19 protein-coding genes, 1 tRNA gene and 1 other RNA gene are annotated in these 19,631 nt (G+C 37.5%); 15 read left to right on the top strand and 6 right to left on the bottom strand.

Features of this window, described 5'->3' with window-relative positions; genetic code table 11:
- Window positions 1-135: 135 nt before the first annotated feature.
- The 8 genes from rpsF to dacB all read left to right on the top strand — a co-directional run bounded on the left by rpsF (window position 136) and on the right by dacB (window position 6,975).
- Complete coding sequence (rpsF, locus tag AACL18_RS02020; RefSeq protein WP_339051062.1) at window positions 136-522, top strand: 30S ribosomal protein S6; 387 nt, start codon at window positions 136-138, stop codon at window positions 520-522.
- Window positions 523-572: 50 nt separating this feature from the next.
- Window positions 573-809 carry a 30S ribosomal protein S18 gene (gene rpsR / locus AACL18_RS02025; RefSeq protein WP_339051063.1) on the top strand — a complete coding sequence of 79 codons (237 nt, stop codon included), beginning with the start codon at window positions 573-575 and terminating at the stop codon, window positions 807-809.
- A 28-nt stretch (window positions 810-837) separates the two neighbouring features.
- On the top strand, window positions 838-1,710 hold the full coding sequence (locus AACL18_RS02030; RefSeq protein WP_339051064.1) for a DUF2232 domain-containing protein: 873 nt from the start codon (window positions 838-840) through the stop codon (window positions 1,708-1,710).
- 109 nt (window positions 1,711-1,819) lie between these two features.
- Complete coding sequence (gene rplI / locus AACL18_RS02035) at window positions 1,820-2,272, top strand: 50S ribosomal protein L9 (RefSeq protein ID WP_339051066.1); 453 nt, start codon at window positions 1,820-1,822, stop codon at window positions 2,270-2,272.
- A gap of 180 nt (window positions 2,273-2,452) precedes the next feature.
- Complete coding sequence (dnaB, locus tag AACL18_RS02040) at window positions 2,453-3,817, top strand: replicative DNA helicase (protein ID WP_339051068.1); 1,365 nt, start codon at window positions 2,453-2,455, stop codon at window positions 3,815-3,817.
- A complete protein-coding gene (alr, locus tag AACL18_RS02045) occupies window positions 3,814-4,911 on the top strand; it encodes an alanine racemase (protein WP_339051070.1) in 1,098 nt (365 codons plus the stop codon). The genes dnaB and alr overlap by 4 nt, the downstream gene beginning before the upstream one ends.
- Complete coding sequence (locus tag AACL18_RS02050) at window positions 4,898-5,308, top strand: hypothetical protein (RefSeq protein ID WP_339051071.1); 411 nt, start codon at window positions 4,898-4,900, stop codon at window positions 5,306-5,308. Before alr ends, AACL18_RS02050 begins: the two co-directional genes overlap by 14 nt.
- 194 nt (window positions 5,309-5,502) lie before the next feature.
- A complete protein-coding gene (dacB, locus tag AACL18_RS02055) occupies window positions 5,503-6,975 on the top strand; it encodes a D-alanyl-D-alanine carboxypeptidase/D-alanyl-D-alanine endopeptidase (RefSeq protein ID WP_339051072.1) in 1,473 nt (490 codons plus the stop codon).
- Between the two features lie 101 nt (window positions 6,976-7,076).
- Here the strand turns inward: dacB and AACL18_RS02060 are convergent, their stop codons facing one another.
- Entirely contained in the window at window positions 7,077-7,658 is a 582-nt protein-coding gene (locus AACL18_RS02060) for a 5-formyltetrahydrofolate cyclo-ligase (RefSeq protein ID WP_339051073.1), read from the bottom strand.
- 19 nt (window positions 7,659-7,677) lie between these two features.
- A non-coding RNA gene (ssrS, locus tag AACL18_RS02065) (6S RNA) lies at window positions 7,678-7,844 on the bottom strand.
- A 201-nt stretch (window positions 7,845-8,045) separates the two neighbouring features.
- Between ssrS and AACL18_RS02070 the strand changes: the two genes are divergently transcribed.
- From AACL18_RS02070 to AACL18_RS02090, 5 genes are read left to right on the top strand one after another with little or no spacing between them, the layout of a single operon-like run.
- Window positions 8,046-8,624, top strand: a complete 579-nt coding sequence (locus AACL18_RS02070) for a UPF0149 family protein (RefSeq protein ID WP_339051074.1) — start codon at window positions 8,046-8,048, stop codon at window positions 8,622-8,624.
- A gap of 19 nt (window positions 8,625-8,643) precedes the next feature.
- Window positions 8,644-9,945 (top strand): Xaa-Pro aminopeptidase, encoded by a 1,302-nt coding sequence (pepP, locus tag AACL18_RS02075; protein ID WP_339051076.1) that lies wholly within the window; start codon window positions 8,644-8,646, stop codon window positions 9,943-9,945.
- Window positions 9,942-11,201, top strand: a complete 1,260-nt coding sequence (locus AACL18_RS02080) for an FAD-dependent monooxygenase (RefSeq protein ID WP_339051078.1) — start codon at window positions 9,942-9,944, stop codon at window positions 11,199-11,201. The genes pepP and AACL18_RS02080 overlap by 4 nt, the downstream gene beginning before the upstream one ends.
- A 1-nt stretch (window position 11,202) precedes the next feature.
- Entirely contained in the window at window positions 11,203-12,906 is a 1,704-nt protein-coding gene (locus tag AACL18_RS02085) for an NAD-dependent malic enzyme (protein ID WP_339051080.1), read from the top strand.
- Window positions 12,903-14,108 (top strand): UbiH/UbiF/VisC/COQ6 family ubiquinone biosynthesis hydroxylase, encoded by a 1,206-nt coding sequence (locus AACL18_RS02090; RefSeq protein WP_339051081.1) that lies wholly within the window; start codon window positions 12,903-12,905, stop codon window positions 14,106-14,108. Before AACL18_RS02085 ends, AACL18_RS02090 begins: the two co-directional genes overlap by 4 nt.
- Here the strand turns inward: AACL18_RS02090 and AACL18_RS02095 are convergent.
- Window positions 14,105-14,509, bottom strand: a complete 405-nt coding sequence (locus AACL18_RS02095) for a hypothetical protein (protein WP_339051083.1) — start codon at window positions 14,507-14,509, stop codon at window positions 14,105-14,107. The two genes, AACL18_RS02090 and AACL18_RS02095, sit on opposite strands and share 4 nt — an antisense overlap.
- An 82-nt stretch (window positions 14,510-14,591) precedes the next feature.
- Between AACL18_RS02095 and gmhB the strand changes: the two genes are divergently transcribed.
- Window positions 14,592-15,164, top strand: a complete 573-nt coding sequence (gmhB, locus tag AACL18_RS02100) for a D-glycero-beta-D-manno-heptose 1,7-bisphosphate 7-phosphatase (protein ID WP_339051084.1) — start codon at window positions 14,592-14,594, stop codon at window positions 15,162-15,164.
- Window positions 15,157-16,548, top strand: a complete 1,392-nt coding sequence (gene radA / locus AACL18_RS02105) for a DNA repair protein RadA (protein ID WP_339051086.1) — start codon at window positions 15,157-15,159, stop codon at window positions 16,546-16,548. Before gmhB ends, radA begins: the two co-directional genes overlap by 8 nt.
- A 7-nt stretch (window positions 16,549-16,555) precedes the next feature.
- On the opposite strand, the gene AACL18_RS02110 is transcribed toward radA, so the two are convergent.
- The 3 genes from AACL18_RS02110 to AACL18_RS02120 form a co-directional block, all read right to left on the bottom strand.
- The gene (locus tag AACL18_RS02110) at window positions 16,556-17,779 is read right to left on the bottom strand and encodes a glycosyltransferase family 4 protein (RefSeq protein ID WP_339051087.1); all 1,224 of its coding nucleotides are present in this window, start codon (window positions 17,777-17,779) and stop codon (window positions 16,556-16,558) included.
- A gap of 20 nt (window positions 17,780-17,799) precedes the next feature.
- Window positions 17,800-19,260 carry a glycosyltransferase gene (locus AACL18_RS02115; RefSeq protein ID WP_339051089.1) on the bottom strand — a complete coding sequence of 487 codons (1,461 nt, stop codon included), beginning with the start codon at window positions 19,258-19,260 and terminating at the stop codon, window positions 17,800-17,802.
- Between the two features lie 80 nt (window positions 19,261-19,340).
- Window positions 19,341-19,417: transfer RNA gene (locus AACL18_RS02120), tRNA-Met, on the bottom strand.
- Between the last annotated feature and the right edge of the window lie 214 nt (window positions 19,418-19,631).

Consider the following 19,631-nt stretch of genomic DNA (forward strand, 5'->3'; position numbering starts at 1 on the left):
CAAGCGGCAGGGATTTATTGCATCTTGAGAGGCTCGACCGTATAATAGGCCCGCTTTTAAGGGTAGTCCTGGAGCATCGACTAAGTACACTCGCTCTACCACGTTGGTTGGGGAGCTTTAACCGAGAGATATGATATGCGTCATTATGAAATCGTGCTTTTAATTCATCCTGATCAAAGTGATCAGGTTTCTGCTATGGTTCAGCGTTATACGGCTATCGTGAAAAACAGTGGTGGACAGGTTCACCGTCTTGAAGATTGGGGCCGTAGACAGCTTTCCTATCCTATTAATAAGCTTCTCAAAGCACATTATATTCTAATGAATATTGAGTCCGGAAAAGAAGCGATGGCTGAACTCAGCGATAATTTTCGCTTTAATGATGCTGTGTTACGTCAACTTACTATAAAAGTAGATCGAGCAATTACTGAAATGTCTCCTTTAGCAAAAGCAAAAGAGATGCAAGGTCAAGAAAATAGACGTGAGTATTTTAGAGAAACTGAAGTGGAAGGAAGATCAGTTTAACTTACCTTGTATGTTGCAAGCTTTTTTAATTATTAGAATGAGTAGATTTTATGAACAATTACCAAAATAGACGCCGCAAGCATTGCCGAATTTCTGCCGAAGGTACAGAGGTCGATTATAAAGATATCCCACTTTTAAAAAATCATCTGACGGAGACAGCTAAAATAGTTCCCAGTCGTACGACAGGAACCTCAGCGTCTGTTCAGCGTAAGATAACGCAGGCGATTAAGCGCGCACGTTTTTTAGGTTTACTTCCTTATTGTGATAAACATCAAAACATGGGTTAATGTTTTGAGGTAAACTAAAGTGATGGGAATGCTGCATCGTTTTGCAAGCTATGTCATGCGTGGCCGCCGCCAGGCAGTCATCGTAGGATTATTATTTACTATTCTTCCTTTATTTGGTTGGGTTAGTAATGTAATCGTTTCTTTGGTTACCTTACGTAAAGGTGCTAAAGAAGGGGCTATCGTATTATTGTGGATTATTTTACCGGCGGTGGTTGTTGCGAGTTTAGGTAATCGTTTAATTATTTTGTACGGAATTATTGGCGGCAGTTTATTTACGTATGTGTTAGCTTTAGTGTTACGCCAAACACAGAGTTGGAAAGCGGTATTAACAGCAAGTCTGTTGCTAGGTTTATTAGCTGTGCTACTGGCGCATGCTTGGATACCCAATATCACTGAAGTATGGGTAAATCAGTTTGGTCATTATGCACTAATGGTTAAAAATCAATTTAATGTGGTGGTTGATACAGCACGTCTACAATTTTTTGCCAAGTTTGCTACGGGTTTTCAAGTGGCATTTATTACCTTGTCGGGGCTTATTAATTTAATACTTGCACGAGGGTTCCAGTCAATGCTATACAATCCGGGTCAACTTCGTCCAGAGTTAAAAACTGTTCGACTTAGCCTATGGGAAGTATTGATTCTTCTATTGATAGGACTATTGAGTTTTCTGGGTATAGTCATGGCGCAAGATGCTATATCTGTGGTGGGATTAATTTTTATATTGGCAGGTTTGAGTGTTGTGCATGCGTTGGCAGATTTAAGAAACGTGGCTAATAAATGGATTTTTTTATTTTATGTATTATTGGTCGTTTTTTTTCCTTATGTAGCTGCTGCGTTGGTAATATTTGCAGTCATCGATAGTATGTTTAATTTACGCTATCGATTAAAAAGAAATACTTAATAAAGCTAGGAGAAAAAACTAGCGTAGGAAAAACTTAGAACGAAGATTTAAACTGAGTTCTAGAGTGTTTGATAAAATGTTAACAAGTGAATTTTGAGGTTTATTTTTCATGGCAAAAGTAATTTTATTAGAAAATATACATTCTTTAGGTAAAGTAGGAACCGTGGTTACGGTAAAGGATGGTTTTTATCGAAATCATTTAGATCCTACTGGAAAAGCAGCCCCAGCTACTCCGGAAAATATTGCTATATTTGAAAAAAAACGCGTCGAATTTGAAAAAATTGAACAAGAAAAATTACAAACCGCGGAAACACGTGCAAAAGCTATTAATGATTTAATATTAACCATACCCGTTAAATCAGCAGAAGAAGGTCGTTTATATGGTTCCATTGGTGTGTCTGAATTAGTTCGTGCAGCTGATGCCGCGGGTGTCACACTTGAAAAGAGTGAGATTCACTTACCTAATGGCCCTTTACGTCAATTGGGCGAACATGAAGTATCTGTACAATTACACAGTGATGTTACTGCTGTGCTGAAGGTAAATATTGTTGCAGAAGAATAATTATTTATTTTAACATATTGTTTTGTTATTGATTATCGCTGGCTAATATAACAAGGATGTTGTATTTTGAGTGTTAAGTCCTATTATCTATAGGAATAAATAAGCGCTTTAATGATTTCTGTAAAATACAAACTAACACGAGAATGTTTTTGTTAGTTTATGGTTTAGGCAATTCTTGCTATGCAAAAAACCGATCATCTTAAATTACCTCCACATTCACTTGAAGCCGAACAATCCGTTTTAGGTGGTTTGATGCTGGATAATCAAGCATGGGATAGGGTTGCGGATAAATTAAAAGAAAAGGATTTTTATCTCTTATCACATCGTATCTTATTTCGTACTATCGTCAGTTTTGCCAATCATGCTAAACCTTTTGATGTTGTTACGCTCACTGATGCTTTAAAAAGCACGAATGAATTAATTGAAATTGGTGGTGATCTTTATTTATTTGAATTGGTGCGTAATACACCGAGTGCTGCCAATATCGCCGCTTACGCTGATATTGTACGCGAACGCTCAGTTTTGCGGCAATTGATAGGTATTGCTTCTGAAATTACTGAAAATGCTTTCATGCCAGAAGGTCGTTCGATTACTGAACTGGTGGATGAAGCTGAGCGGAAAGTATTTCAGATATCTGATCAAGGGGCACGTGGTAGTGGACCACTTAGAATTAGCGACTTTTTGGCGAAAGCTGTCGATAGAATCGATATCTTGTTTCATTCCGATCAAGTTATTACCGGGCTTTCAACAGCTTATAAAGATTTAGACGAAATGACCTCAGGTTTACAACCGGCTGATCTTGTGATAGTTGCTGGTCGGCCTTCCATGGGGAAAACTACCTTCGCCATGAATATTGCTGAACATGCTGCAATACAAGGTGACAAACCGGTATTGATTTTTAGTATGGAAATGCCAGGTCAAGCATTAGCGATGCGCATGATGTCGTCCTTAGGACGCATTGATCAGCATAAAATTCGTACAGGGAAATTAAGTGACGAAGATTGGCCACGAGTTACTTCTGCAGTTAGCATGTTATCTGAAGCAAAAATGTTTATTGACGATACGCCGGCGTTAAGCCCTGGAGAAGTACGCGCGCGAGCGCGCAGGGTAGCGAAAGAGCAAGGTACATTAGGTTTAATTGTTATCGATTATATACAATTAATGCAAGTACCCGGCTCTAAGGAAAATCGTACGACAGAAATATCTGAAATTTCACGTGGATTAAAAGCTTTAGCTAAAGAACTCGATGTTCCTATCATCGCATTGTCACAATTAAACCGTAGTTTGGAACAACGTGCCGATAAAAGACCCGTCATGTCGGATTTACGGGATTCGGGAGCGATTGAACAAGATGCAGATTTGATTGTTTTTATTTATCGTGACGAAGTTTACAATGAAGGTAGTCCGGATAAAGGGAGTGCAGAAATTATTATTGCGAAACAACGTAATGGACCTACCGGTAAAGTAAGACTGACCTTCTTAGGAAAATATACGCGTTTTGAGAATTTTGCTCCACAACGTTATCATGCTGAGAATTATGCATGAGTAGACCGTTTACTGTAGAACTTGATTTAGCTGCGCTACGTCATAATGTTAAACGTGTACGTGATATTGCTGCCCGATCCAAAATATTGGCCATGGTTAAGGCAAATGCTTATGGACATGGTTTAATTTCTATCGCAAAGGCATTAACCGATGTCGAAGGATTTGGAGTTTCATGTTCAGAAGAAGCTTTGTATTTACGTCAGGCAGGATTAAAACAACGGATAGTTTTAATGGAAGGTTTATTTTCCAAAGATGAAATTCCTTTATTAAAGGATTATGAACTCGACACGGTTATCCATGATCGTAATCAATTAAATTTATTAACTGAGCATCCGTTACCGCATCGTATTAATGTATGGTTGAAAATAAATACCGGAATGAATCGTTTGGGTTTTTCGCCGAATGATTTTACGGCGATTTTGCAAAAATTAGATTACTGTCCTTGGATTAATATCATGTGTGTTATGACACATTTTTCCAGTGCGGATAAATCAGAAGATATAACGACTCAGTGTCAGATAAAACTATTTGAACAAACTATCAAAAAGTATAGCTTTCCAACTAGTTTAGCTAATTCTGCTGCGATTTTAGCTTATTCTAAAGTCCATGGCGATTGGGTACGCCCGGGATTAATGTTATATGGTGTTTCACCTTTTGCAGACTCTTCAGGCGCACAGCATTCGCTAAAGCCGGTAATGACTTTAAAATCTGAAATTATTTCTATTCAGCAATTGGAATCTGGGGATAGAGTAGGGTATGGAGGAACGTGGATAGCGCCTAAAGCACTGCGTGTTGGTATTGTGGCAATAGGATATGGAGATGGTTATCCGCATCGAGCTGAAAGTGGCACACCTATTTTAGTGAATAACAAGCTCAGTGAATTGATAGGACGAGTTTCTATGGATATGTTAGCAGTCAATTTGTCGAACCAGCTGGATGCTAAGATGGGCGACCCGGTTGTGTTATGGGGAACCGGTCTTCCTATCGAGCAAGTAGCAGAAAGTACGTCATCCTTTCGTTTTGAATTATTATGTGGCATTAATCGAGGACAGTTAGTCCGTACGCGCATTGAGGAAATAAATGATGCAAAATAAAATGATTAAGTGTTTATTCATTTGGATGTGTATTTTAAATTTAAGCGCTTGTGCGAGCCATCATTTTCAAACACCTCAAACACACATAGAACCACAGGCAGATATTAATCAGGATATTTTCATTGATCCTTCAATTACTCATTTTATGGGGAATGCCGATCATGTTAAGTTGCAAAATTTAGTGGCAACTGCGCAAGCTAAAGAATTTATTAGTTGGAGCAGCGATACTACCGGCACTCGCTTTGTATTTACTAGTAAAGAAATTTTTGTTAATCCTGAAGGACAAGGCTGCAGAGACTACGAAATAAAATTAATTCGTGGTTTCTTTGAGCATCCATCTTTTAATTACACAGCTTGTCGAAATAATCAGGGAGTGTGGCAAGTTATCAGTCATTAATAAAGGTGTGTTGACAATTGCACGATGATGGCTAAAAAGAGTTGCTTTTCTGCGTTTCGTTATTCACATACTCTATGTATGTTCCGTTACGATACTCAAAAAGCAAGTTTTTTTTCGCTCATCCTAGCACAATTGTCAATACACCTTATACTCTTCGCAGTTGAGTTTTTCTGCTCAATAAACGTGAATTCTATATGAAAAAGAAAAAATATTTTTTGTTAAAATTTTTGTTTATTATTTTTTATCTAGTCTGTGCACCAACACTTGCTAATAAAAACAATACTTCAATTCAAAGTTCAGAACTATGGGTTGATTTGACTCATCCTAAAATTCTTTATGCTAAAAAAGATCAATTACGTTTAATTCCTGCATCGGTGACGAAACTTTTTATTGCTGCCAGCGCGTTAACGCACTGGGGTGCTAGGCATACTTTTTCAACGCGAATTTATACAAGAGGAAACATTAAAGCGGGTGTGCTGAATGGAGATTTGGTTTTTTATGGTTTGGGTGACCCTGAGTTAACCAATGAAAAAATTTGGAGCTTGATTAATAATCTACAACAACTGGGTTTAAAAAAAATTAACGGAAACTTAGTCGTTAATACATCTTATTTTGGAAAAATCATTTTAGATGCTCCTGATCGAATACAAGCAAAATCACATAGTAAAGTCGCGTACGATGGTTTGCCTTCTTCAACAGGGACTAACTTTGGAAACATATCTGTTTTTATAGCACCCGGACGCAAAGTAGGTGATGCAGCGATAATAAAAATTTCACCTTATAGGTTAGATAACCTATTACTTAAAGGGGTTGTGCAAACTATTTCCGGAAAAAACAATGCTATTCAAATTAGTCGTGTCACTCAGAATAAACAAGAAATTTTAACCGTTTCCGGAAAATTGGGAGTGGAAAGTAAGCCGCTAACGATTTATCGTTCAGTAGGGGATTCTAATTTAACAACGGCAAATTTATTAAGCGCTTTTTTGCAAGAAGCGAGCATCAGTTTGAATGGGAAAATTCAACTTGAGTCAACACCCCTGTTACAAACAGATAAATTGTTAACACAATTGGAAAGTGATCCGCTCATTCACTCGTTGCAGGATATGTTATTTTACTCGAATAATTATATAGCAGATATGTTGATGCTGGATTTATGGCGCGACAGTCAGACGACGTTAGATTCAACAGCGATAAATTTATCTGATGCAACACAATTACTTTTTAATAACTATAAGCTCGTGCTGGCAAACACACAGTTTAGTATTAAGAATACCGATGGTTTACCCACCTTCAAAAATGCGAGCGGATTAAGCCCTTTAAATCGAGTATCGGCGAGGGATCTTATTATCCTTTTAGATGGAATGTATAAAAATAAACGCGATTTTCCTATCTATTATGGATGTTTGCTTATGCCAGGACAACAAAAAATTTGGCGGGGGCTGATTACTGCTCAACATCCTTGGATGGAATATTCAAGTTTTAAAACTGGCCATATTAGTGTGCCAAAATCTGTTTATACCATGGCAGGTTATTTCAGCATGCAAAATGGAGATATAGGTGCGTTCGCAATATTATTCAATGCCCCGCCCGCAATGGATATAAATGGAAGCTTATTTAAAAAACTTATCCAACATTTAGATCATGAATTCCAAACGCTACGTACTTGATATTGACTGTGTTGCCACTCCACTTATAATCCTCATATCTTGAATACATTCGTTGCTCACTTTCTTGGCATTTGTCAAAAATCTAATTGCTGTGAGTTTATTTAGTAAGCATAGTAAATTTTTTTTTCAGTTATGACTGCATTTAAGGGGACATCCCAGTTTTTTTCTTTAAGAGTTGCTAATTTTTGCCATTCATAAGCAAGGCCGAGTAAAAAAGGGCGAGCAGGCCTCGGCGAATGGAGTAAAAAAGCAAAGCTTCGATCATAAAAACCAGCACCCATGCCTAAACGTTGTCCTTTTTCGGTAAAACCTACGAGAGGAACTAATACTAAATCAATAGCTTCTTGTGCAATGCATGAATCTAAAGAGAATGGTGGTTCTGGAATATTAAACCGGTTTTTTTTTAACAAGGTATGCGGTTGATAAGCACAGAATATTAATTGTCGTCCTTGTAAAATCGGTAAATAGCAAGTTTGCTTATTTTGCCAAGCTTTATGGATGAGTGCTGATGGATCAATTTCATGTTGAATAGGTTTATAGCTGGCAATTGATCGGCTTTGTAAAAATAGTGGATGTTGGCTAAGTTGTTCGGTAATTATAGAGGAAGTTTTTTTTTGTTCGCTTAAACTAATTTTGGCTCGTTGTTGTTGTAATTTCTTGCGAGTTAATTGGCGAGTATCCATAACTTATCATACTATATTAAGAATATCTGACTCAGCTACGTTTCCTGATCCTGGGATGCAGGTGGGATTAAGTTCATCTACTTTAGGCTTCTTACTAGATTGCAAGCATGCGCACCGTAAATAAATCAAGTATCCCTAACTTAATAAAAGTATCGATCGAAAAACTATCGACTGAGTCAGATACTCGACCAGTATAATCTATTTTGAGGCCTATGTTTATCTTAAGAAAATTTAGAAAATTTTTTTAAAACCAAAACCACAGATGAATAGAAAATAACCTATTTTATCAGGTGTTTACGCAAAGTTTATTTTATTCAGATTAGCTTGACTGTATTAACCTGGCGTAGAATGGTAAAATACTTAAGACTTCCTTTATAGAGTACGCCCATGCAAACTCAGGCTAAATCTCCGGCTTTCGATGATTTTTACCATTTACTTACACAAGCAGAAGTAGCTACTTCTCCAGCTGAAATACATGGGATGTTGTGTGGTTTTGTCTGTGTAGGTCCAAAACTTAACGGTGGTTTTTTGATCGATATTTTATTAAAGCGTCTTCGGACTAGACCGCCCTTTATGTTGGGATCCCAAGGTGCCATCGTTGGTTTGTATGATGCTGCTTGTCGTCAATTGAGCGGATTACAAACTTTTCAATTATTGTTGCCTGATGAACAACATGAGTTGGAAGAACGTGCTGAAGCCTTAAGTTTGTGGTGTGAAGGGTTTTTATATGGCTTAGGCTTAGGGGGAAGCTCTATTGAAGATGAGACACCTGATGTTATACACGAAGCTTTGTATTGCATTGCCGAGATTGCCAAACTTGAAATTATCCATTTAGAAGTAACTGAACTTGATAAACTGGCTTATGACGAGGCAATCGAGTTTATTACACATGCCATTCCCTTGATTTACGAAGAATTGATTCGTTATTCAGTAGAAGGAAGTGCAGGTTTCATGTACCTTCATTAGTCTAGCTACTGAATTACTTATGTTTATGCTTTCAGAATTGCAACAGCGGCGCCAGCAATTATTGTCTCATATAAAAAGTGATGAGTTAATTGTCTTAATGGCAGCTCCGGAGTATCTACGTAATGGCGATGTACTCTATCCTTATCGTCAAAACAGTGATTTTTACTATTTGACGGGTTTTCCTGAACCCGACGCGATCGCTTTACTTATACCTGATAGCAAAAAGGGTAAATTTATATTATTTAATCGTGCTGAGGATTCGGCAGCTGCTATTTGGAATGGTGAGCGTATTGGTCAAATAAGGGCTAGAAAAGAATACGGTGTAGACGAAGCTTATCCTATCAATCAACTGGAGGTTAAGTTAAGTGAATATATCACTAATACGCGAGTTTGTTACCATCTAGGCGATGAAACAATTAACCATCAAGTTTTAGCACGAATTAATAAGATATTAACGCATTTAAAAAAAACACCTGTTGAATACGCTAAAAAATTAGTCGATAGTGTCCATGAAATGCGGTTGAAAAAAAGCCCAACAGAATTAGATTGCTTACGTCAAGCTGCACATATTTCTGGTCAGGCCCATCTGCGCGCGATGCGCGCTTGCCGACCTGGTTTGTATGAATATCAGTTAGAAGCTGAATTAATGTATGAATTTTATAGGCAAGGTAGTCAAGCATTAGCTTATCCCAATATTGTTGCGAGTGGGGCGAATAGTTGTATTTTGCATTACACAGATAATCGCGCACAGTTAAAATCGGGTGATTTAGTGTTAATTGATGCGGGATGTGAATATCAAAACTATGCTTCAGATATTACGCGTACTTTTCCAGTCAATGGTCGGTTTAATCCAGAACAAAAGGCCATCTATCATATTGTATTAAAAGCACAGCAAGCCATCCTAGCACTGATAAAGCCCGGTATTGCATGGAACCAATTACAGAAAACCTGTGTGGACTTTGTGACGCAAGGTTTAATGGATTTAGGCTTATTAAAAGGAAATCTTAACGATCTAATTCAGCAGAAGAGTTATCATAAATTTTATATGCATGGCTGTAGTCATTGGTTAGGCTTAGATGTTCATGATGTAGGGACTTATAAACTAGAAAAAAAATGGCGAAATTTAGAACCTGAAATGGTTTTCACTGTAGAACCTGGTATTTATATCAGGCCGGCAGCGGATATCGATAAAAAATGGTGGAATATTGGTATCCGTATTGAAGATGATGTGCGAGTCACATCTGCAGCCTGTGAAGTTTTGACAGCACAAACACCTAAAGATCTAACTGACATTGAAAACTTAATGCGAACGCCCTCATGAAGCAAGATTACGATATTCTTATCGTCGGTGCCGGAATTATAGGAACTAGTTTGGCATTAGCTTTATCACAGTTACCATTGCGGATCGCACTGATCGAACAATCCTCTTTTAAAACACTCGATGCTCCTCTACCTGCAGAAAGCAAACCTATTGCTTTGAATCTCGCTAGCCTACATATTTTACAGACACTCAATATATGGCCTGCTTTAGAAGTTTATGCCAATCCAATTAAATCGGTACATATTTCGCAACAGGCTTGTTTCGCTCAATTGAGAATTAATGCAAAAGAGTTGGGGGTTCCACAATTAGGTGCTGTTATTCCTGCTGCACGTTTGGGACATGAATTAATCAAGGCCTTACTTCAGGTTGTTGCTAACAAGCCTGTCCATGGAACTTTCGATCTTTATACTCCAGCTACCTGCGAGTCAATTAACCAACTTGAAGGTGCTTGGCAGGTCGTTATGAGACATCTACAAGAAGAAAAAAAAATTATTTATCCACGTTTAATCATTGCTGCAGATGGTACATATTCTACGGTACGTAAATTATTAAATATTGGTTTAAAAACTAGACCTACTTCTGAAGCTGCTTTGACAACATTCATCGATATTAGTGGTCATCATCAACACATCGCTTATCAACGATTTACTAAACAAGGAATTATTGCTAGCTTACCTTTACCCACAAATAAAATAGGTTTAGTTTGGACTGCAGAGCAACAAACTGTTGAAGCCTTACAAAATCTAACTGAATCTGAGTTTTTGGAGAATTTACAAGGGCATTTTTCTTATCGTTTTGGCAGGTTATTACATTGTACTAAACGACAAATTTATGTTTTAAAAAGTTGTATTTCCGAAATCCAAGCGCAAGCAGGTTTGATTCTACTAGGAAATGCTGGGCATACTTTACTTCCTATCGCCGCTCAAGGTTTAAATTTAGGTTTGCAAGATATGGCAGAATGTGTGGATTTGATTGCAAACGCTTTGAAACAACATAAAGATCTCGCCGATGCAAGTCTAGCTCAATCATACCTTAAGTTACGTTTAGCTGCACAGCGACAAATCATCGGTTTTACCGAGCATTTGACACGCTTGCAAACCCGATTCGGACCGTTGACTTTCATTTACAATAATGGTCTATTAGCACTGGATTTACTCTCACCCTGCAAAAGAAATTTATCGCGCCGCTTAATGGGAATTCATGGCCGACTTCCCCGTTTGATTCGCGGCTTAACTTTACAACAAGAAGAATATTAGTATGCCAAAATTTAGATCCATCACCGATAAAAATGCTAAGGTTCTCTATCTGGAAACTAATGCCTTGGGTTCCGCTTTATTGACTACCCCTAAATTAAATAAAGGTACAGCATTTACTGAATCGGAACGCCAACAATTCAGGTTACGCGGCAAATTACCTTATAGTATCGAAAGTTTGCAGCAACAAGAAAGGCGTGTTTACCAACAATTTTTAAAAAAAGAAAATAATTTAGAAAAACATCTTTATCTACGTAGTTTGCATAATACGAATGAGGTATTGTTTTATAAATTGGTCAGTCAACATTTAACTGAAATGTTACCTATTTTGTATACACCTACCGTTGGAAAAGCGGTTGAACAATTTAGTCAGGAATTCCAACAACCTCGCGGTCTGTATCTTAGTTATCCAGATAAAGAACATATTGATGAAATCCTGGAAAATCGTTTGAATCCTGAAGTGGACATTATCGTCATGACGGATGGCGAAGGTGTATTAGGTATTGGTGATCAAGGTATTGGTGGAATGGATATCTGTATTGCAAAATTGATGGTTTATGTTTTGTGTGCTGGGGTTAATCCGAATCGTGTATTACCGATACAAATCGATGTTGGAACTAACAATGAACAGTTATTGAATGATCCGATGTATTTAGGCTGGCGTCATCCACGCTTAGCCGATCAAAAATATGATGATATGATAGAAACGGTTGTTTCTGCTATACGACGAAAATTGCCTCGTGCCTATTTGCATTGGGAAGATTTTGGCCGAGAAAATGCACGGCGTAATTTAGAACGTTATCATAATCAAATGTGCACGTTTAATGATGATATGCAAGGAACGGGTGCTGTGACTTTAGTCGCACTCTTATCAGCTATTAAACGAACCAAAACCTCTTTAACAGAACAGCGCGTGGTTATTGTCGGTGCCGGGACAGCAGGTACTGGAATAGCTGATCAACTTTGCGCGGGAATGATACGAGAAGGTTTATCTAAAGAAGAAGCTTTATCGCGGTTTTATTTGGTGGGCAGACACGGTTTAATACATGATGCGATGTCAAATCTGACTGCTTTTCAAAAACCTTACGCACAACGTTTAAAGGGTGAATTAGTCACTACATTACAATTGTATGATGTAGTGCAAAAATTTAAACCTACTGTTTTAATTGGTTGTTCTGGACAAGGTGGAATTTTCACTGAAGCGATTGTTAAAACCATGGCCGCACAGGTGAAATATCCGATAATTTTTCCTTTATCAAATCCTACAGAAAAATCGGAAGCAACACCCGATGATTTATTGAATTGGACAGAAGGACGTGCACTGATTGCAACCGGCAGCCCTTTTGGTCAAGTCGATTTTAAAGGTGAAAAAATAACGATTGCGCAATGTAACAATGCACTTATTTATCCAGGAATAGGTTTAGGTGTCCTTGTCGCCAAAGCGACACGCTTGAGTGAAGGTATGCTTTGGGAAGCATGTAAAGCGCTAAGTAGTTTTGCGAGTAAAACCACCGATGCTAAAAATGCATTATTACCAAATTTTGAAGACGTTCAGGCTATTAGTCGCTGTATTGCGTTGGCAGTAGCAACACAAGCACGCGAAGAAGGATTAGCAGAAGTTAAAAAGTCTATCGATTTAGCTGAGGAAATCGATCATCAATTTTGGTATCCGGAATATGTTAACTTTCATTATTCAACGTCAATATGACTTTACCAGAAGAAACAAGCACGGATTATGATCTCGTTATAGTTGGCGCAGGGATCATTGGCTTGATTTTGGCTTGTTATTTGCAGGATCAGGGTTTAAGAATCGCCATAATAGATAAGGGAACTTCTAATACTGCTTCGAGTCTTACAACTCAGCTACGTTTTATCGCGGTTACATTAACTTCACAGCATTCTTTGCAAGGATTGAATGTTTGGCAGCGACTTAACAAAAAACAGTGCGCGCCATTCCGTAGTATGCAAGTAGGGGAATCTGGGCAAAGCGCGCAGCTTTTTTTTGATAGTGCAGATATCGGTGAAGTTTGTTTAGGTTATATCGTCAATAATTTTGATTTAGAACAAGCTTTATACGCACAAGCAAAAACTGATAATGAATTGACTTGGTTTGCGCCCGATGCTTTAGTCGATATGCAGGTGGAAGAACAGCAAGTAGTAGTAACATTAGCATCTGGGGTTGAAATAAGTACATGTTTGTTAATCGGTGCCGATGGAGAGCATTCTAAAGTTCGCCAATTGGCTGATTTACACATTAAAGCGACTGACTATGCGCAGCGCGCACTGATTGCGACGGTGCAAACTGAAAGGGTGCACGATGAGACTGCAAGACAGATTTTTTTAGCGAATGGTCCTTTAGCTTTTTTACCCTTGAAGGATGCCTATCATTGTTCCATTGTTTGGTCGAATACATTCGAAGAAGTACAACGCTTAGAAAGCTTAGATGATGCCTCTTTCTGTGAAGAATTAACACGGGTTTTTGAGCAACGTTTGGGCCAAGTGATATCGACCAGTGCACGTTTAAGTTATCCCTTAAAAACGCAAGAGGCGGAGCACTATGTTAAATCGGGTGTAGCATTAATTGGAGACGCAGCACACACCCTACATCCTTTAGCTGGCCAAGGAGCAAACTTGGGTATGGCTGATGCGCAATGTTTAGCAAAGGTAATCTTAGAAGCAAATAAAAAACATCGATCCATAGGCGCTTACCATACTTTACGTCGCTATGAGCGTGAACGTCGTTTTTATAATCGTGTCATGATGGGAGGGGTGGATGGAATTAAATATCTATTTGCTACCTCCAATCCTATGATACGAAAAACACGCCAGTTCGGATTGGGTCTTATTAATAAAACAGCATGTCTGAAAAATGTTATCGCCCGTTATGCGATGGGTAATCCTAGTATTTAAGCACCAAGTGTAAACGATTTAGTTTGATATTCCGGTTTAACTTCACTTTTAGAAGGAAGTTTGTTTAATTCTTCTTTAATAATTTTGAGATGGTTTTCTAGCTGCGCAGTATCTTGATTATGCCGAAAAAATTTTCCGGGTTGTTTCTTAGAATTAAGGATCTTATATACAGAGAGAAATTGCTTCATAATTTGAGCAAGTATGATATCCGTAGTAGTTGTTTTATTTTCAATATATCTACTAATTATTTCTCGATTTGATTTTATAAACTGCATGATTTCTTCCGGTAAATTTTTATTATTGCCGGTTTTTAAGATATAGTTCTCGTTAATTTTTTCTTTTAGTTGCCGAGCGGTTTCGAATGCGGCAGCTAATTCTTTTTCTGATTGTGATATGGTCATGGAAAATATACTGCAAACTTCTGTGAAATATCTGCAAAGTATAGGCCTTTAATATTAAGAGAGACTTAAAAGGAAGCAAAAAATGGCTAAAAATGCTAAAAACCCTGCATTCATCATTTTGGATCGAGATGGTGTGATTAATTTTGAATCCAAGGATTATATTAAGACTCCTGAAGAGTGGTTACCTATACCTGGTAGTTTACAGGCCATCGCCTTACTCACCAAGGCGGGCTATACCATCGCCGTGGCGACTAATCAATCAGGTGTCGGTCGTGGCTTTTATACCGAGGCAGATTTAGCCCTTATCCATCAAAAAATGCTGAATAGTATAAAAGCAAAAGGGGGTACGGTGGATAAGGTTTTTTATTGCCCCCATCTCCCTGACGATCATTGTAGCTGCCGTAAACCCGGTATCGGCTTATTCGAACAAATTGCCGACTATTATCAACTGGATTTAAGAGGGATTATAGCTATTGGCGATTCTCTACGTGATATCAAAGCAGCACTGAAAGTGGGTTGCGAGCCTATCTTGGTGTTAACGGGCAATGGTGAACAAACGCTACTAAATAACCGCGAATTAACCGATGAGATCCCGGTTTTTCCAGATTTGTTAAGCGCTGTGCAAAAATTATTACAGGAAGAGCAGCATGGCTAAACCAAAACGCATTTATACCTGTCAGTCCTGCGGTGGACAGTTTCTCCAATGGTCTGGCCAATGTGGTGAGTGCCAGGCTTGGAATAGTTTAGTAGAAGATAATGCATCGCGTTCATCGCATACGCTTCCACGTGTGAATGGTTATGCAGCCGTCGATGCCAAAATCACCGATTTAAATAGCATACGATTTAGTGAAATAGAGCGATTTTCTTCCAGGATTAAAGAATTGGATAGGGTGCTAGGCGGAGGGATAGTCCCAGGTTCGGTGATACTGATGGGTGGTGACCCAGGTATCGGAAAGTCTACCTTATTGTTACAAAGTCTTTGTCAATTGAGTGAGCACCATTCCGTGCTTTACATTACGGGTGAAGAATCACTTCAGCAGGTGGCTTTACGTGCGCAACGTTTAGAATTACCTCAAAAGAAAATTCGTCTGCTGACTGAAACTCGAGTTGAAAGTATTTTAACGCATGCCTTACAAGAGAAACCGCAAGTTTTAGTCATTGATTCGATACAAACCATGCATACCGATTTAATTCAATCTGCTCCGGGTGCAGTAGGCCAAGTGCGAGAAAGCGCTATGCAATTGACTCGTTTGGCTAAGCAAACAGGAATTGCTTTGTTTTTAGTGGGACATGTGACTAAGGATGGTGCACTCGCAGGCCCTAGGGTTTTAGAGCATATGGTGGATACTGTTTTGTATTTTGAAGGCGAAGCAGATAGTCGACATCGATTGATACGATCAGTTAAAAATCGTTTTGGTGCGGTGAATGAATTAGGCGTTTTTGCTATGACCGAGAAAGGTTTGCGTGAAGTTAGCAATCCATCAGCGATGTTATTGTCGCGATCCGGCTTAGCGGTTTCAGGTAGTTTAGTGACAGCCACCTGGCAGGGTAGTCGTCCTTTATTGGTCGAAGTACAAGCTTTAGTGGATAATAGTCACTTAGGTAATCCCCGCCGAGTAACTGTTGGTTTAGAAAGTAATCGTTTAGCCATGTTATTAGCGGTATTGCATCGACATGCCGGGATTATGACTTATGATCAAGATGTTTTTATTAATGTGGTGGGTGGTGTGCGTTTATTAGAAACCAGCGCGGATTTACCGGTTTTATTAGCTGTGCTATCGAGTTTACGTGATAAACCTTTTCCAGAAGATTGTTTAGTATTTGGCGAGGTGGGTTTATCCGGTGAAATCCGTCCGGTGCCGAATGGTCAAGAACGTTTACGCGATGCCGCTAAACATGGCTTTAAATCGGCAATTATTCCCAAAGCTAATATGAGTAAACAAACTATTAATGGTATGACGGTTTTTCCGGTTGCACAATTAACAGAAGCTCTGGATATAGCGCGACAAATCGCTAGAGTAGAAACGATAAAAGATTAATGATTTTTTAAATACTTTTATTATTATTTATTGATTTGAGATGAGTTAATAATTCTTCAGCTTGTTTTTCGCGACTAAAATTTTTTGCAAATTTGAAAGCTTTAGCACCATGATCTAGAAGCTCCTGTTTATTAGTGGATAAGCTTAAAAGAAGATGTTCTAGGTTTTTTTTATCACTACTATTCATATACCAACCACTATCGGATTGCGATAAAAATTTTCGAGCTTCACCATCAGGCCCATACAACAATATGGGTATACCCATAGCCATCGCTTCAATTATTTTTGAAGGTAAAACCATTTTGTTGATTTCAATAGATGCGAGTGGAATGATGGCTAAATCAACCAAGGACCAATATTCTGGAATGATCTCGCCAGCGAAGGGGCCGCAGATATTAATATTATTTAAATGTTGATTTAAAATTTGCTGTTCTAATGTTTTACGTTTTGGACCATCTCCCACCATGAGAAAATGTATGTGAGAATAAGCATTTTTCTTAAATGATTTAGCTAGAGCAAAAATATTTTGGTAATTATAAAAAATTCCAAAAGTTCCAATATAACCTATTACAAATTTGCCTGATAAATTATATTCGTCAAGCAAAATGGAATTTTTTTTTCGCGGATAAAACTGTTTACTAGCTCCAGAAATAGAAGTTACAATTTTTTTATCTGGTATGCCTAAATTATTTAAATAGCTCCTATAATTCTCGGATAAAATAATAATGGAGTTTGCTTGCTGGTACATCCAATATTCAATTTTCTTAAGTAATTTGTAAATCCAATTTTTATTAATGAGTCCACTTGCCACAACAGCATCTGGCCAAAGATCACATACGATCATTACAAAAGCTGATTTTTTTTTAATGGATAGCAAACAAGCGGAAAGGGCGCAAAAAAATTGTGGCGTAACACCAATAATGACATCAGGTTTTGGTTGGAATAAGCCACAAAAGAAAGAAGATAAAGCAAACGAAATAAAATCTAAAGTTCTTTTAATGACTCCACAATTAGCAGACATATATGTCTTAATACGAATAAGCTTAACTTTGTTAAAAATTTCTTTTGTATACCATCTATTTTTATAACCATCAAAGACTTTACCTCTGGGAAAATTGGGATGACAGGTAATGATAGAAACATCATCACCATGATCGGCCCATATCTCGGCAAGCTCAGAAAAAATTCGAGCGTTCGCATTCATTTCCGGGGGATAATTGTCCGTAAGCATTAAGAGACGCATGGTATTTATTAATTTTGTATGGAATTTTCAGGTATATTTTTGGCAGAGCTTAGTTTATTTTTTAATAGACTACGAGCGATAGTTTGTAACTTGATAGGTAGCTTTAAATAAAATCGGTAAGAATAAAATAAAACGAAGTTTTTTATATAGATTAGTTTTTTAGTGGGTTGAATTGCTTGCTGAAAATTTTTTTGTATTATTTCAATGGGGTAATTATGAAGAATCGAAGCTAAATATCGAGGTATTCTTTCTTGCTGGTAGCGTGGATCATTAAAAATTTTACTAATACTAACTAATAAACTGTTGTCATTAACCCAACAACTATATTTTATTTTCATAAAGTGAACAGAAATTTCAGCAATAATATCGTTAATAAAAGAAATATTATCGCTAACTGCAAAATCTTTTATATTAAAAAGAGAATCTACATAAGATTGAAAATTATTATTTAATGCTATTTTAGGTTGTAATTCTTTTCTGAGTTGATAAGGTTCAGGTTGTTTAATGCAAGATTCTAGTTGCATTAAAAATTGATTTTTTTCAATATTAGGTATCCCTCCCTTTCCGCCATAATTGGAAAAAGACGCTTTATTGAAAAGAGGGATATCAATAAGACCTTTTACGCCATCATAGCCAGCTAAAATAGTGGGTTTGTTTTGACTGAGACCCTCTAAAACGACTCGATATACACCGGCGATGAAATAAAAATCTTTTACAGCATTAGGTATACAGGTGGAAACTCCCTTTAATTGAACGTTATCTATATTTTCTTTTTTAATAAATTTTTTTAATTTAGATTTATAAGGCCCCTCTCCAAATATAGCAATTTTAAATTTGGACCCACTCATTTTTTTTAATAAGTACGTAATAGAATCGTATTTATCAATAGCTAATCTAGAAACAATTGCTATTGAATAGGGATCTTTACAGGACTGATTTTCTGAAAAAGTGAAATAACATATTCTATTTCTTTCGATAAAATAGCGATTATGGTAAATAAAAGGTTTAGTTAATTCTAATATCTCTTCAGACACTAATTCTATAAAATCAGCAACATTCAATGCAATTTGAAAAAGTAATCTATGCGTCCATCCATAATAATTTTCTAGATTTAGAGCTCCATGCAGAACTATTCCACAACGAACCCCGCATTTTTTCGCCGCTAAAGTTGTAGAAGGTATAGATAGATGAGGATGAACAATGACGAGATCTATTTGATTGTCACGTATTATTGAAGCTATACCATTAATTTCATTTTCAAGATCATTGCCACGTACATAGGGATGAAAGTAATCTTGGTGAAAGATTTTTTTTAATCCTTTAGGAAGGAATTTTTTTTTGTAGTTTAGGCCTGTAAGAAGAAAAACTTCCATGCCTGCAGCGATCATTTGATTACAATGACCTTGTAATCTTGTTTCTATACCGCCCACTATAAAGTTTTGACTGACGATTAAAATGCGTCTTTTCATTTTAGTTATTATTTTAAAGCTTATTTTCTAATTGAATGCTTTATGTGAATGGAAATATTCCCATTGACTAGGTAATTTTTTGGTGGCTATGGGTGGGCTCGAACCACCGACCCCAGCATTATGAATGCTGTGCTCTAACCAACTGAGCTACATAGCCTAAACTTCTTCAACCTGTATCGACTTTGTTTATGCTCCTTTCTGCACTACGTAATCCTGCTTCGCTTGAAAGCCGGCTCTGCGCATCCTGCTTCGGGCGTTCGCAAGGAAAAAGCGTTGCTTTTTCTTTTCTTGCTCACTTAACTGAGCAACATAGTCAAAGGTGGCCTATTGTGCTAAAGCAGCACTGAATCTGTCAAGCAATAAACCTAGAA

Origin of the sequence: Rickettsiella endosymbiont of Xylota segnis (genome assembly GCF_964019545.1) — a bacterium.
GTDB lineage: Bacteria > Pseudomonadota > Gammaproteobacteria > Diplorickettsiales > Diplorickettsiaceae > Aquirickettsiella.